Below are 14,545 nucleotides of genomic sequence, written 5' to 3' on the forward strand. Positions count from 1 at the left end.
TCAGCCCCGGGTCAGCTTCTTGTAGGTGGCGCGGTGCGGTCGGGCGGCGTCCGGGCCGAGCCGCTCGATCTTGTTCTTCTCGTACGACTCGAAGTTGCCCTCGAACCAGAACCACTTGGAGTCACCCTCGTAGGCCAGGATGTGCGTGGCGACCCGGTCCAGGAACCACCGGTCGTGGGAGACGACCACGGCCGCGCCCGGGAACTCAAGCAGCGCGTTCTCGAGGCTGGACAGGGTTTCGACGTCGAGGTCGTTCGTCGGCTCGTCGAGGAGCAGCAGGTTGCCGCCCTGCTTGAGGGTGAGCGCGAGGTTCAGCCGGTTGCGCTCACCACCGGAGAGGACGCCGGCCGGCTTCTGCTGGTCGGGGCCCTTGAAGCCGAAGGCGGAGACGTAGGCGCGCGAGGGCATCTCGACCTGGCCCACGTTGATGTAGTCCAGTTCGTCGCTCGACGACGGCCCACAGCGACTTCTTCGGGTCGATGTTCTCGCGGCTCTGGTCGACGTAGGAGATCTTGACGGTGTCGCCGACCTTGATCGTGCCGGAGTCGGCCTCCTCCAGGCCCTGGATCATCTTGAAGAGCGTGGTCTTGCCGGCACCGTTCGGGCCGATGATCCCGACGATGCCGTTGCGCGGCAGGGTGAAGCTCAGGTCGTCGATCAGGACCTTGTCGCCGAAGGCCTTGCTGAGGTTGCTGACCTCGACGACCACGTTGCCCAGACGCGGGCCCGGCGGGATCTGGATCTCCTCGAAGTCCAGCTTCCGCATCTTGTCCGCCTCGGCGGCCATCTCCTCGTAACGGGACAGCCGCGCCTTGGACTTGGCCTGCCGGCCCTTGGCGTTGGAGCGCACCCACTCAAGCTCTTCCTTGAGCCGCTTCGCCCGCTTGGCGTCCTTCTGCCCCTCGACCTTGAGGCGGGAGGCCTTCTTGTCGAGGTACGTGGAGTAGTTGCCCTCGTACGGGTGGGCGCGACCGCGGTCCAGCTCGAGAATCCACTCGGCGACGTTGTCGAGGAAGTACCGGTCGTGGGTGACGGCGACGACGGTGCCCGCGTACTTCGCGAGGTGCTGCTCCAGCCACTGCACGGACTCGGCGTCCAGGTGGTTGGTGGGCTCGTCGAGGAGCAGCAGGTCGGGGGCTTCGAGGAGCAGCTTGCACAGGGCCACGCGGCGGCGCTCACCACCGGAGAGGTTGGTGACGGGCCAGTCGCCGGGCGGGCAGCCAAGGGCGTCCATGGCCTGCTCCAGCTGCGTGTCCAGGTCCCACGCGTTGGCGTGGTCCAGGTCCTCCTGGAGCTTGCCCATCTCGTCCATGAGCGCGTCCGAGTAGTCGGTCGCCATGAGCTCGGCGACCTCGTTGAAGCGCTTGAGCTTGCCCATGATCTCGGCGGCGCCGTCCTGCACGTTCTCCAGGACCGTCTTGGTCTCGTCCAGCGGCGGCTCCTGGAGGAGCATGCCGACGGAGTAGCCGGGCGACAGGAACGCATCGCCGTTCGACGGCTGCTCAAGACCGGCCATGATCTTGAGAACGGTGGACTTACCGGCCCCGTTCGGACCGACCACACCGATCTTCGCGCCGGGCAGGAAGCTCAGCGTCACGTCGTCAAGGATCACCTTGTCGCCGTGCGCCTTACGCGTCTTGCGCATGGTGTAGATGTACTCAGCCAAGAGGAACCGTCCGGCAGCTTGAATTCTGGCAGTGGGCAGATACACCCCATCTTGCCCGACCGCCACCCCTCGGGGGAAACGGGTATGGGTGGAGGGCTCTGACCTGGGGGTCGCTGCTGGGGACGTGGGTCGATGGTCGCTGTCGGTCGTCGTTGGTCGGCCTCGGGTGCCCCTGTTCCGCACCTGGTGGCAGCGGGACACGGGTGCCGACCATGACTGTGTGCGGATCCGCCGGACGCAACCCGTCGTCGCGCACGACCTCGGTTCTGATGTACGCAAAAACACAAGCGAGGCTGTACACCGATCGAGGATCGTCAGTACTGAAACGCCACGGTCGCCGCCGCAGCCGATGTCCTGGCTCGCCGACTGCCACCGTCTCCACCGTCGCTACGAGCGCAAGGCCGAGCACTTCCTCGCCTTCACGAGCATCGCCTGCACCCTCATCTGTTACCGGCGGCTCGCCCGCTGATGTGGGCGCGCAGCAGCTTCACCGCCAGGTCGTGGCCGTAATGATCTGCCATGTCCATGGGGGTGTGACCGTCTGGATCTGCGAGCTCCGGGTCCGCCCTGAAGGCCAGCAGCACAGCAGTGGTATGCACAGCCAACGGTCGGCCGCTCTGGAGGGAGCCATCGCCCTCGACGTCGATCGCGTGCGTCAGCAGCGTCATGTTGCTGAAGACTTCATCAGGATCGGAACCGTCGGCCAGCAACCGGGTCAGGGTCTCCGCATCCTCGTGCTCGACCGCGTGATGGGCGGGTGTCCAGTAGTCACTCACCAAGGCATTCAACCGCCACCGCAGCACGTCTGCCAGCGACTGTCTACAGGGGGCGTGTCGCTCCATCGGGCACGCAGGGGTACTGGCGCCCCTGTCCGGTCGTCACGGAGGCGCTGTCGACGTTCAGGCCCCGCGTCAAACCGCGGTGGGGGCAGCCAGTGTCGGGTCCTGGCCGGAGTGGCGTAGCGACCTGGCGATGAATCCGGACGCCACCAGTTCGGTCACGAGTTCATTGAGAAACCGTGTGGTCTTCGGGCTCCGCTCCTTCGTTGTGCCCATGGCCTGTCGGATCGTCATGAACGCAGGCTCCAGCAGGCGCAGTTCGGGCCGCTGGGAGACGTGCGCGGTCAGCGGTTGGCGGATGCCGGCCGCCACGTCCAGGCCCTCGGCGTGGAAGACGTCGACCCCCTCGTCGCCGCGCACCACGGTGGCGTGACGCAGGGTGCGGCTCAGGTAGAGGTCGTACGCGGACCCCTTCTTGACGCCAATGCGTACCCCGTCCCGGTCCACGTCGTTGCCGGACAAGAACGCCGAGTTCACTGGTGCCGCGTACACCCCCTCGATGTGCACGTACGGTTTGCTGAATGCGACTTCCTTCTCGCGGTCCGGATCCACGGCCAGGAAGCAGAGGTTGGCGTGGCCCTCGGCCATCGCGGCGTACGACTTGCGGGCCGCATCGAAGCAGATGAACTGCACCGGCAGAGCCAGACGTGCGGCAACCTCGCGGGCAAGCTCGACCGTGACCCCGGACGGCTCGTTGGGGGTGCCCTGAGCGAGGACTGGGTTGCCGAGGTTGATGGAGGCGCGCAGCACTCCAGTGGGGGCCAGGTTGTGCGCAAGCTCTGCGTCTACAGGCGTCATGGCCCGAGCCTAGGGCGCGTTGTGAAAGTGAGTGGCTGGGCTTACGGCGTCCATGAAATTTTTGGGGCAGCCGCAAACGTTGACTTGATCATGACTCAAGGCCCGGCACCCCGCCCTCTATCCGACGAAGCGCTCTCCAACCTGCTCGGCAAGCAGCAGTTCGGCACTCTCGCCACCGTAAAGCGCAATGGCCGCCCTCACCTGACCACCATGCTCTACAGCTGGGACTCCGAGGCCCACATCGTGCGGTTCTCGACGACGGCCGATCGCATCAAAGTCAAGCACCTGCAGCACGACCCGCGTGCGGCGCTGCATGTGCAGGGTGGCGACGTGTGGTCGTTCGCCGTCGCTGAGGGCGAGGCCGAGGTATCCGAGGTCACGACAGTCCCTGGCGACACGGTCGGGCGGGAACTGCTCGGGATGATCCCGAAGGCTGCGAAGCCAGAGGACGAGGATGCGTTCCTGGAGCAGTTGGTCCTCGAACGCCGGGTTGTCATCCGGCTGAAGGTTGACCGGCTGTACGGGACGGCGCTTGACATCAACGGATAGACATACCGGGCCCGTGCTGGTCATATCCGAGCCGCCGTGGAAGGCCGGTCGGGCCCTTCACGCCCTGGCCCATCTCGGCACGCGCTCCGTACGGCCATTCCAGCCGAGCCCGTCCGCGACCGGCACCGTCAGCTCGAAGAGGTCGTGGCCTCAGCCCAGTACCGACGCCTGATCTTCGACGCGGCCTCCTCGGTACTCAACGCGGCCGCGGATGACCGCCTGTTGGCCTCGAATCCCTGCCGGGGCCAACGATCCGTACCGCTCAGCCCTGCCCAGGCGTCTTCTTGTTGCGTACGAGGACCAGGACGCCGCCGCCGATCACGACGAGGGCGATGGCGGTGCCGCCGATCACGGGGGTCGCGCCGGAGCTGCCGGTTTCGGCGAGGTTGGTGTCGGGGGTGGTGCCGCCGACCGTGGCGGGGCTCGGCTCGGTGAGGAGCTGGGTCGAGTCGCCGCTGTCGCTGCCCTTTGTCCGGCAGTCGAGGACGCCGGCGAACCGCTTCTGGAAGCCGCCCGGTGCCTCGATGGTGAAGTCGTACGCCTGGTCCTCCTGCAGGGGGATCGTCACCGTCCGGGACTCGCCGGCGGCGATCGTGTGCTCGATCCCCATCAGCTTGAAGGTGAAGTCCTCGTCGCCCTTGTTGTCCGCGGTGAGGTCCACGCCGCCCGCGGCGCAGTTCTTCACCGCGGACAGTGCGGGTATCGGGCCCTGCTCTGCCCACGTCGCGCTCGCCGTCGCCGAGACCGTGGACTCGCTGGAGCCGGCCAGGATCTGGGTCTGACTGCGACTCTCGGAGGCGAAGGCGCGGCCCACCGGCACGGTGGTCGAGGCCTGCACGGTCAGCTCGGCCGACCCGGCCGCGGCATCCTCGGGGACCTCGAAGAACACCTGGCTGCCGTCGGCCGCGGAGGTGACGGCCTTGCCGTCCCCGTCGACGATCGTCACCCCGCTCGTGGCGGAGTCGGCAGGCGGTGTCACCGTCACGGAGTCCGCGTTGGTGTGCACCGTCACCGGGCCGAGCCGCTCGCCGGAGCGGCCGGAGACCGCGGGCGGGTCCAGGGTCAGCGACGCCTTCGGCTCCGCCATGTCACGGGCGTTCTTCTCGAGGTAGTCCGCGAGCTTCTCGGCCTGCGGGTCGACGGCATCGACGTCCACGTCGTCCGAGTGGCGCCAGATGGCCACCTGGGTGCCGGCCGCCGCGTCCTGCTCGGTGAGGCCGCCCTTGACACCGGCCTTGGCGGCGAGCGCCGCGAGGTCGTTCACCTGCGGGTAGGAGTTCTGCAGGATCCAGCGGATCTTGCCCGCGTCCTTGTTGGCGCCCAGGGACGTACCGCTCCAGGGCGTCTCGTGGTACTTGGCGTCCTTCTGCGTAGGGTTGCGGATGTCGACGCAGTACGTCTGCAGCATGCCGCCGCCCTCGACGGACATCTCGAACAGCCCGGCCGACAGCCCCTGGTCCCCGGCCGGGTCGTGGATCACGGCCGCGCCGTACGTCTTCAGGCCACCTATGGTGGCGGTCGCACCGCCCTGGTTCTGCGCCGTCCCGTCCGCGACGGCCGTGCCGGCTCCGGCCATCACACCGGTGACGGCCACTAGCCCGGACACCAATGTCGCCACGGCGAGGCGGACTGCCCCTCGCCCGCGCGCAGACGGCGCGTAGAACGAAGAAAACACAGAAATCCCCTTCGAGCAGGACCCGTTGATGTGGGGGGTGCGGTCCCACCAGCAGAATCAGAAGCCCCGAGAGCTACGCCTCGCATCCTAGGGACGTGGCGCACCACGCCTCCCGGGGATACTGTCGGACAGCCGATCCGACTCGGAATCGTTATCGCCAAGACCGCTTGCGAGCAGGGCTTATCGACAAATCCACCGCAGTGGCGCGGTGCGTATTCGCCGATAAGCCGCAGTTCAGTCGGCTCCGGGCGAAGGTGACATCACGTCACCGCCACAGGTTCCGGCTCCCGTTGGGCTTCCGCGCCGACCCTGTCCCCGGGCGGCGTCTCCCAGCTGGGCTCCGACTGCGCGGGCGCCGCACCGGCCGCCCCCATGTCCGGCTTGTTCGGGCGCCGGAAGACCGATGTACCCCGTGAGAGGTCGTGCCCGACCGCCACCGCGTCGATGTCGGCCGACGTCCAGCTCTGCCCCTCACGCACGTCCGAACGCACCTTCAGCCTGCCCTGCACGATGACCGGGTCGCCCACCGACAGCGACGACGCCACATTCGTGGCCAGCTGCCGATTGGCCCACACCGTGAAGAAGTTGGTGTGCCCGTCCGTCCAGGTGTTCTTCTCCCGGTCCAAGTAGCGCGCGGTCACCGCCAGCCGGAACCTCGCCGAACCGCCCGACGCCAGCTCCCGGTACACCGGCTGCGTCGCCACGTTTCCCACCGCGCAGACCATCGTCTCGTTCATCACAACCCCTCCCTCGCCCCGAGCGGTTCACCCTGGGCGGATACGCCGACGGGCCCGTCCCGTACGGCTGCGTCTGCCGCGACGACCCGGCACACCAGGTACGCCGCCGCCTCCGCGACCACCGCGTCCGCCGCGATCGCCGCAGAGCCAGACTGCCTCCGCCGGGCCGAGCCCGCTGAGCGCTGTGGACCACCGCCCGCCTGTGGAAAACTCCGTCACCCGAACGGGCGCCCGAGCCTCCGCGCCCCTCACCTCACCACGGCCTCCGCCCCCAGCACCCTGCCGTACTGCTCCCGAACCTCCCGATATCGCAGCAGCTCCGCCGCCACCGGATCCAGCACGCGCGCCCGCCCGCATCCGGCGGCGGCCTCCCGCAATCGACGCTCCGCCTCCAGCCCGTACCGCCGTGCCGGTCCGCGCGCCGCGAGCTTGCAACTCCATTCGACGAGCGGACCGCCCACGATGCCCGCCACCATCAGAAGCACCGGCACGCCCAGGTTCGGCGCCATGACTTGAAAGATCTGCCCGGTCAGCCAGATTCCGCCGACGACCTGAAGGATCGTCATGGCCGCCTGCGCCAGTACGGCCACCGGCCACCAGCCCGGCCGCGGCGGTCGCCCCGGAGGCAGCCCGGCCCGCGCGGCCAGCTCGTCCAGCGCCTCCGGCAGCCCCTGCGCCCCCCGTACGGCCGCCTCCCGCACCGCCTGCGCCCAGGGCGCGGGCAGCCCCGCCGAGGCGCGGTCGGACACCGCCCGCACGGCCTGCTCGACGCGCTGCCGGGCCGTGGCCTCCTCGTCGTTGTGCGTACGCAACGACAGCCGCCCGGTGGGCGGTTCGCGCCGTTCGTTGTACCACCGCCACAGCCGCAGCCAGGGCGTGCCGCACGCGCGACCCGCGTTGCGCAGCCACGCGCGTTCGGCGGCTTCACCGGCGGCGGTCGCGCCCACCGCGTCCGCGAGCCGCGCCGAGAACTCCTCCCGTGCGTCCTCACTGAGCCCGCTGCGCCGCCCCGTGGCGTACACGGGCCGCAGCCGCCAGGCCGCGGCGTCCACGTCGGCCGCGATCCGGCGCGCCGCTGCCCCGCGTTCCGCCACGAACTCACCGAGCGCCTCGCGCAGTTCTCCGACCCCATCCCCGGTGAGCGCGGACAGCGCGAGCACGGTCGCGCCCGGCTCGCCGTACTCCCCCAGGGCGATGCCGTCCTCGTCGAGCAGCCGCCGCAGGTCGTCGAGGACCTGGTCGGTGGCCTCCCCGGGCAGCCGGTCGATCTGGTTGAGGACCACGAACATGATCTCCGCGTGCCCCGCCATCGGCCGCAGATAGCGCTCATGCAGCACGGCGTCGGCGTACTTCTCGGGATCGACCACCCAGATGACCGCGTCGACGAGCGCCAGGACCCGCTCCACCTGCTCGCGGTGCTGTACGGCGGCCGAGTCGTGGTCGGGCAGGTCGACCAGGACGAGCCCGCGCAGCTCGGCCTCCGTGTCCGGGTTCTGCACCGGGCGCCGCCGCAGCCGTCCCGGAATGCCGAGCCGGTCGATGAGGGACGAGGCGCCGTCGCTCCAGCTGCACGCGATGGGGGCGGCGGTGGTGGGCCGACGCACCCCGGTCTCCGAGATGTTCACTCCGGCGAGCACGTTGAACAGCTGCGACTTTCCGCTGCCGGTGGCGCCCGCGATCGCCACGACGGTGTGCTGCCCGGAGAGCCTGCGCCGCGCCGCCGCCTCGTCGAGGACGCGCCCCGCCTCGGCCAGCGTCTTGCTGTCGAGCCGCGTACGGGACAGCCCCACCAGTTCGCGCAGCGCGTCCAGCCGCGACCGCAGCGGCCCGTCGTACGCCAGCGGCGCCACCGTCTGCGGTCCGGAACGCCTGCTCTCCACGACGGCGACCGGCTCCGCAGCAGCGGTCTCGTCGACCCGCCGCGCGATCAGCCCGTCATCCCAGGGGCTGACGGATTCGGTACCGCCGGACTCCGCATGGCCGGACTCCGCATGGCCGGATTCGGTACGACCGAACTCCGTACGACCGGACTCACCATGCCCGGACTCACCATGCCCGGAGTCAGCACGGCCGGCGTCCTGTCGACCACAGTCTTCTCGGCCGGCCTCCCCGCGCCCGGATTCATCCCGCCCGCCCTTCGTGGGCCCGGCAGCCTCGGTCTCCCCACGCCCGGACTCTCCGCGCCCGGCCTCCTCCGTACGCCCGAATCCGCCGCCGCCGTCCCCCACGCGCGCGTGCTCGTCGCGGTCACCTTCTGCTTCTGCATCAAAGAACCCGCTGCCCATGGACGCACTCTCCCCGTCAGAACCCTCCCCAAGGTTGCCGGACGCGCTCTCCCTGTTCGGCCTGTCCCCAGGGAGGCTGTTTCTGGAATCGTGCTCTTCAGGGAGCTCGACATCGACGCGCGCGTCCTCGGGGGCCACGCCCTCCGGGCGCTCGGCGTGCTCGGTGTGCTCGGTGTGGTCCCGGTCAGTGATGGCGGTCACCGGTCACCTCTCCTTCTGCAGTACGGACAGCGCGGCGATGAGTTCGGCCTGAGGTTCGGGGTGTACGTCGAGTGCGTCGAGCGGGGCGAGACGGCGCTCGCGTTCGGCGTGCATGACCCGGTCCAGGTGATCGGCGAGCAGTCGTCCGCCCCGGTCGCGCAGCCGCAGCGCCCCGTGCGCGCCGATCCGCTCGGCGAGCGCCTCACCACCGGACCGCGCCCGGCGACCGCCGAGCAGGGTGGTGGCGGCGAGGGCGGCGACCACCTCGGCGTCGGGCGCGACGCTCCGGTCGAGGTCGCGCACCTCTTCCTCGGCGAACTCCTCGAGCTCCCGCCGCCACCGTCGTACGGCCATCCCGATCCGGTGCTCGGCGCTCTCCAGCGACGGATCGCGGTCGGTGAGCCCGGGGGCGCCGGAGGCGGGTTCGCGCCGCCAGGCGTCGTCGACGCGCTCGTCGGCGGCGGTGACGGCGCACAGCAGGAGAGCGGCAAGGCTCTCCACAAGGGCGTCAAGCAGTTCGCCCGCGGAGCAGTCGAGCGGGAAGGCACGCCACCGCTTCAGGGCGTCGCCGGCCAGTACGGCGCCCGCCTGCAAGCGACCCCGCACGCGCGCGTACTCGCTGTCGTAGGCCGAGTCGACGGCGGCGGTGAGCCGCAGGGCGGCGGCGTACTGGGCGGCGGCGGCGCTGGCCAGCTCGGGCATCCGGGACCGGAGTGATTCCAGAAGGCCGTACGCCGTACGGGCCATCGAGTGCTGTCGGGCGGCCGGCTCCTGCGCCTGCTGGACGAGCCAGGTCCGCAGCGGCGCCACAGCGGTGGCCGGCAGCAGCCCGCCGCCCCAGGCCGACTCGGGCAGCTCGGGCACCGTGAACCGGGGTACGTCGCCGAGTCCGGCCTTGGTCAGCAGCGCCGCGTATTGCCGGGACACCTCGGACACGACCTGGTGGGGCACCCGGTCCAGGACGGTGACCAGGGTGACGTCGTACTCCTTGGCGGTGCGCAGCAGGTGCCAGGGCACCGCGTCGGCGTACCGGGCCGCCGTGGTGACCATGAGCCAGATGTCGGCGGCGCAGATCAGCTCCGCGGCGAGGACCCGGTTGTCGGCCACCAGGGAGTCGACGTCGGGCGCGTCGAGGAGGGCGAGCCCGCGCGGCAGGGTGTCGGCGGTCTCGATCCGCAGCACGCGCGCGGGGTTCTCGCCCGGCAGCAGTAGCTCGTCGCCGGCGTCCTGATGGGGCATCCACACGCGCGTGAGTTCGGGCAGCACCCGCATGCCGCTGAACCAATGATGGTCTTCCGGGTTGCACACCAGCACCGGAGTCCGCGTCGTCGGGCGCAGCACCCCCGCCTCGCTGACCCGCCGTCCCACAAGGGAGTTGACCAGCGTCGACTTCCCGGCCCCGGTGGATCCCCCCACCACGGCGAGCAGCGGCGCTTCAGGCTCTCTCAGCCGGGGCACCAGGTAATCGTCGAGCTGAGCGAGAAGTTCGTCGCGGTTGGCACGCGCGCGTGGCGCCCCCGCCAGGGGCAGCGGGAAGCGTGCGGCGGCGACACGGTCGCGCAGGGCAGAGAGTGCATCGAGCAGCTGAGGCCGTACGTCCAAGGTCACCACATGCGAAGAATGCCCAATTTTAGGGGATATTTGAAGCATATGAGCATGTCTGCGCGCCGACAGGACACAAGGGATGGAAGGGACGAGTGGGGCGAGGGCAAAGCCCAGGCATAACGAGTGCACAACACCCGAGGTGCGAGACGCCAAAAGCGATGCACGATTCGTACCTGCCTGCGATTATCAGGACCGCTTCACCGAACCTCCACATCGAGCCACGGAGGCGAAGCAACAGGGACAAGGATCGGGGAGCCCTATCCTTGTCCCCGGCAATGTCACGGATCAGCCCCCGCCCGGGCACCACGACACAAGCCACCACCGGCCCCCGTAGCTCAGTGGATAGAGCAGGCGCCTTCTAAGCGCTTGGCCGCAGGTTCGAGTCCTGCCGGGGGCGCTCATTTTTGCAGGTCAGAGCCGCTTTCCAGCCCTTCACGAGATCAGCCGTGGAGGGTTTTTTCGTTACCGAGGATTCCGTTTTGCCCTGATTCATACCCTCGAATCAGGCTCCCCGTCCCACATACATCCCCCGGTTCGGGAGTCACTCCACGGCCAGTCACCGTCTGCAGACTAGTAATGCCTGGTCAGAGCCAATCTGACGACCCCTTGGGAAAACATCGAGCAGGCGTCAAAGCGGCGCCTGCCCTGTTCTTGTTTGCTGGCTCGATCTACTCGACGCCTGTCCTCACACCACCGCACACACGTAGATTCAGCCCCGACGCGAGCCGCCCGATGGGGTGCGGCTGGAGGGCTCCGCGGCGGAGGCCGTGGTCAGAGCTTGGACGGTCCGCAGGGCCGACACGGAGAGCGCGAAGCGCAAGAGTTCGCTGAGGGCGTGGTGCTCGCCGACTGAGTGGAAGCCAGCTGTCTTAGCGGCCGCGCGTCGATCACCGAGGCGTAGGACTTCCTCGCGCGCCTATCAGGGTGAGGACGTCTGACAGCGTGGACACTTGGCACCAGCGTGGACGCTTCATCACCATGGAGACCCACACGCAGAACCGCGTCGTCCCACGGCTCAGCGCGTCGCCGCAGAAGAGCTTTACCCATCCTCTTCTTCCATTTCCGTCTCGGGTTCCGTGGTCAACCCTGCAGCGTCCATCAGGTCCGGGTCCAGGTCGTCCCCCGTCGTACTCCGCCGCCGCTCGTCAGAGGGCTCCGCCGTCTCCCCTCCTGGAGTCCCATCACTCTCCGCGAGCATCGGAAGGACGTACGCCTGGGCCAGTCCCGCCAGGTGAAGAGGGAGCGGCAGGGACAGCGCCGCAGCGTAGTCCGGCGCCTGACGCAGCTGGTGTACGGCGAGGGCCAGAGCCTCGGCCTCGTCCGGCTTGCCCAATGCGGGGACGGCCGGGTCGTCGTCCGCGTGGCAGCCGAGAACCGCGATCTCGACCAAGGTCGGGTTCCAGGCGGGGGTGCCCGCCTGTGAGGTGAGGTTGCCCGCGGCATTAACTCGGGTGGCCAGGCGGTCGAGGGCGGGCGACACCGCATGGGTACCGGGGCGTTCCGTGGTGCTGTAGAAGATCCGGTCACCTGAGGGGGCGCCGCCCGACGACGGGCTGGTCTGGGCCCAGAAGCCAGCCGGCTGTCCGTGCGGCTTACCGGGTTCCGCCAGACCCCACCACTGCGCGGTCTCCCGTCCGCCACACCCACGGACGCGTACAAGGCGCAGCTCATCGTCGAGCCGGCCCGCGGGAGCGTGGCCCGCCTGGATCAGATCCCGCTCGATCCGACCATCCTGCAGCCACGGCCAGTGCAGCCTGCTGTTCTGCGCGTGGGTGATCAGCGCGGTGGGCTGACCGCGCAGCGAGTGCAGTACACGCTGGAGGAATGCCGCGGTCTCCTTGCGCTGCTGGGCGAGGTTGGTACGCCACTGCTTGCCGGTCACACGGGAGCTCCCGGGGTACGGGTCGCCGGTCTGTGGGTCAGGCTCGGCGCATGCCTCGGGGTCGATCTCGGCTTGCTTCACCAGACCTAGGAGGAAGCGCGGGTACGGCACCCACTTCCCCTCGGCATCGTCCCATCCGCGCACGGCCGCCAGGCCGGCCGCGTCCGGCAAAGGGGTGGTCAGGACGGCCACGGGCAGGTGCTTGGGCAGCCGGGTCGGGCCGTCCTTGCGGCGCTTCACCATCCACACGGCGGCGTACTGAAGTCCGTCGGGCAAGTCGTTGCCGAGTGTGTGCTGCGGCAGTACGCGGACGCCGAGCTGGCGCAGTCCGTCGAGCCAGGAGCTGTGGGTGCGATGGCCGAGGCTGTCCGCGTTGTCGATCTGCCGGTCGGTGGACGGGGTCACGACGAACTGGGTCAGTACCCCCGCGTCGGCACACCCCAGACGGACGGCGAACTTGGGGTCGGTCGTCAACGGGCGGAAGGTGCTGCGGTGGGCGATCTCCACCAGGGCCAGCTCAGGGTGGTTGGGGTCCGCACCGTCCGCGCTCAGCCATGAGTGCAGGGCGCGGCGGCGCTCACCGATGGCCGTCGCGATGGCCGCGCCCTTGGCTTTGACGACCGAGTCGGGCACCAGCCGGTCTCCGAGTCCGTCGGCCAGCGGCAGGCACCGCAGCCGTAGGGTGAGTTCCTCCGTCCGCCATTCCAGAACGACCGGTGCTCCGGGCCTGGCCTCGTCGAAGTCCCGATCCGTGATCGCGGCGGCGGAAGCGCCGCCGTCACCGTCCAGCCCCAGGGCGTGTGCGAACTGGGCCACTGCTTCCTTCCGCACCTCCGGTGACTGCCACAGCAACCGGACCTCCACCAGCGGCAGACCACCGCGATGCGGGTGCCGGCTGGCGATCCGCGCCTGCGCCGCCAGATTCGCCCTGCGCGCCTGGGTTTCACGCAGCAGCTCGGTCTTCTTGACTTCGTCGGTCCTCGGTTTGGGTCGCCGGTTGTCCGGTGCGCCGATGCCCTTGCCTCGCCCCCGCTTCAGATCGGGTACCCGTACCACCGTCTCCGGAAGGGCCTGTTCAACCCACTCGGTCAGCTGGGCTCGCTGGTTGGGCATGAAGCCGGTACCGATCTCGTGCTTCCCCATCCTGGTGCTGTGCACGACGGCGGCGCGGACTCCGCGGCCCTCGCCGATCCAGGAACCGGGTTCGGCGAGGAGTTGTTCGGGGTCGGGGAAGTTACCGGCGAGGCTGAGCCCACGCAGGATGCCGGCGGTGTCGTTCTCCGACCAGGCGAAGGTGTCGGCCGCCCGGTCCCGGCGCAGCCGGGCGAGTGCGTAGCGCTCGGTGGCCGGTGCTCCGGGCAGCCAGGGGATGGTGGGTCGCAAGTAGACCGTGGTGGCCTCCCGGTAGGACAGGTTGAGGCGTTTGGTGGCGACCCGCGGATGCGTCGCCCATCGCCGTACGCCCCAGTGCAGATGGAGGCGCGGCCTGGCGTCGAACGGTGTGGTGTGCAGGGAGATGTTGAGTACGACGGAGAACCACCACTCCTTGCGCTTGACGGTTCGGCACAGAGGCTGCGACATGAGTTCGGCGCCCTGGTCGCGGGGTCCGCGAGGCACAGCGCGAAAGCGTAGCTCGCCGCCTTCGAAGGGGTAGGGGTCGAGGGACAGGACGCGGCGGGCCAACGCGTCGGTGGCGAGCTGGAACTGCCGGGGGTCGGGGGCTGCGGTACCGCCGTCTGTGACGGGGGCGGTGAGCAGTTCGACGCCGGGGACCGGTTGCCACTCGGGCAGGTTCCGCTTGAGGCCGGCGCTGGTCGCGAGCAGCAGCGAACGGAACCCGGGATCCTGCCCCGCGCCCCTGGGGCCGAGCGTGCGCAGCCAGGCGTCCAGGAGCTGCCGCATGGAAGGGCCCGGGAGCGGATCGGTCGCCGAGGCAGGGACGTACATCCAGAAGTCCTCGTCGATCCGATGGCTCTGCTCCGCCCCCGCCTCGACGGGGGTACGAGGGCGGGGGCGCACGATCACGTCGGGGGCGAGGGTCTGGAGTACGCCGTCGAGCCGGCGAGTGGGCAGGGTCAGCTGCCGTTTCTCCTCGTCGCGCCCGTGGTTGTGCAGTGCGAGAAGTTCCGCGTGCCAGTGTTCGGGAAAGGCGAGTGCGCGGAAGTCCTCGGTCCAGGACTCGCTGCCCTCGGCAAGGTGGTACGCGGATCGGCGGATGTTCTGGTACATGTCCGTTCTCCCTGCGATGTCGTACGTGGTCGGTCGCGTGCCGCGTCTTCCACGGCCTTGGAGGTGGCGGGTCTCGGTG

At 69.5% G+C, this 14,545-nt stretch carries 8 protein-coding genes, 1 tRNA gene and 2 pseudogenes; 3 read left to right on the forward strand and 8 right to left on the reverse strand.

The window, feature by feature from the left end; genetic code table 11:
• Positions 1-1,666, reverse strand: a pseudogene (ettA, locus tag QQY66_RS16425) (energy-dependent translational throttle protein EttA).
• 349 nt (positions 1,667-2,015) lie between these two features.
• Between ettA and QQY66_RS16430 the strand changes: the two are divergent.
• Positions 2,016-2,135, forward strand: a pseudogene (locus QQY66_RS16430) (IS5/IS1182 family transposase); the annotation flags it as partial.
• Here QQY66_RS16430 and QQY66_RS16435 read toward each other — a convergent pair.
• Positions 2,107-2,442 (reverse strand): ankyrin repeat domain-containing protein, encoded by a 336-nt coding sequence (locus tag QQY66_RS16435; RefSeq protein WP_301981100.1) that lies wholly within the window; start codon positions 2,440-2,442, stop codon positions 2,107-2,109. The pseudogene QQY66_RS16430 and the gene QQY66_RS16435 sit on opposite strands and share 29 nt — an antisense overlap.
• Positions 2,443-2,577: 135 nt before the next feature.
• On the reverse strand, positions 2,578-3,303 hold the full coding sequence (locus QQY66_RS16440) for a transporter substrate-binding domain-containing protein (protein WP_301981101.1): 726 nt from the start codon (positions 3,301-3,303) through the stop codon (positions 2,578-2,580).
• Between the two features lie 90 nt (positions 3,304-3,393).
• Between QQY66_RS16440 and QQY66_RS16445 the strand changes: the two genes are divergently transcribed.
• Positions 3,394-3,852 (forward strand): PPOX class F420-dependent oxidoreductase, encoded by a 459-nt coding sequence (locus tag QQY66_RS16445; RefSeq protein WP_301981102.1) that lies wholly within the window; start codon positions 3,394-3,396, stop codon positions 3,850-3,852.
• A 262-nt stretch (positions 3,853-4,114) separates the two neighbouring features.
• Here the strand turns inward: QQY66_RS16445 and QQY66_RS16450 are convergent, their stop codons facing one another.
• The 4 genes from QQY66_RS16450 to QQY66_RS16465 all read right to left on the reverse strand — a co-directional run bounded on the left by QQY66_RS16450 (position 4,115) and on the right by QQY66_RS16465 (position 10,361).
• Complete coding sequence (locus QQY66_RS16450; RefSeq protein ID WP_301981103.1) at positions 4,115-5,527, reverse strand: Cys-Gln thioester bond-forming surface protein; 1,413 nt, start codon at positions 5,525-5,527, stop codon at positions 4,115-4,117.
• A gap of 260 nt (positions 5,528-5,787) precedes the next feature.
• A complete protein-coding gene (locus QQY66_RS16455; protein WP_301981104.1) occupies positions 5,788-6,264 on the reverse strand; it encodes a single-stranded DNA-binding protein in 477 nt (158 codons plus the stop codon).
• A 248-nt stretch (positions 6,265-6,512) separates the two neighbouring features.
• On the reverse strand, positions 6,513-8,750 hold the full coding sequence (locus QQY66_RS16460; protein ID WP_301981105.1) for a GTP-binding protein: 2,238 nt from the start codon (positions 8,748-8,750) through the stop codon (positions 6,513-6,515).
• Positions 8,751-8,753: 3 nt separating this feature from the next.
• Positions 8,754-10,361 carry a dynamin family protein gene (locus tag QQY66_RS16465; protein WP_301981107.1) on the reverse strand — a complete coding sequence of 536 codons (1,608 nt, stop codon included), beginning with the start codon at positions 10,359-10,361 and terminating at the stop codon, positions 8,754-8,756.
• A 318-nt stretch (positions 10,362-10,679) separates the two neighbouring features.
• Here QQY66_RS16465 and QQY66_RS16470 point away from each other — a divergent pair.
• Positions 10,680-10,752: transfer RNA gene (locus QQY66_RS16470), tRNA-Arg, on the forward strand.
• A gap of 642 nt (positions 10,753-11,394) precedes the next feature.
• On the opposite strand, the gene QQY66_RS16475 is transcribed toward QQY66_RS16470, so the two are convergent.
• Positions 11,395-14,466: a DUF3962 domain-containing protein gene (locus tag QQY66_RS16475; RefSeq protein WP_301981109.1), complete on the reverse strand. Its 3,072-nt coding sequence runs from the start codon at positions 14,464-14,466 to the stop codon at positions 11,395-11,397.
• Between the last annotated feature and the right edge of the window lie 79 nt (positions 14,467-14,545).

Origin of the sequence: Streptomyces sp. DG2A-72, assembly GCF_030499575.1 — a bacterium.
Classification (GTDB): domain Bacteria; phylum Actinomycetota; class Actinomycetes; order Streptomycetales; family Streptomycetaceae; genus Streptomyces.

What these genes read in the sequence shown, in the direction of transcription:
- QQY66_RS16455 (WP_301981104.1), bottom strand. Translation starts at nt 6,264, where the DNA reads ATGAACGAGACGATGGTCTGCGCGGTGGGAAACGTGGCGACGCAGCCG.
- QQY66_RS16440 (WP_301981101.1), bottom strand. Translation starts at nt 3,303, where the DNA reads ATGACGCCTGTAGACGCAGAGCTTGCGCACAACCTGGCCCCCACTGGA.
- QQY66_RS16475 (WP_301981109.1), bottom strand. Translation starts at nt 14,466, where the DNA reads ATGTACCAGAACATCCGCCGATCCGCGTACCACCTTGCCGAGGGCAGC.
- QQY66_RS16445 (WP_301981102.1), top strand. Translation starts at nt 3,394, where the DNA reads ATGACTCAAGGCCCGGCACCCCGCCCTCTATCCGACGAAGCGCTCTCC.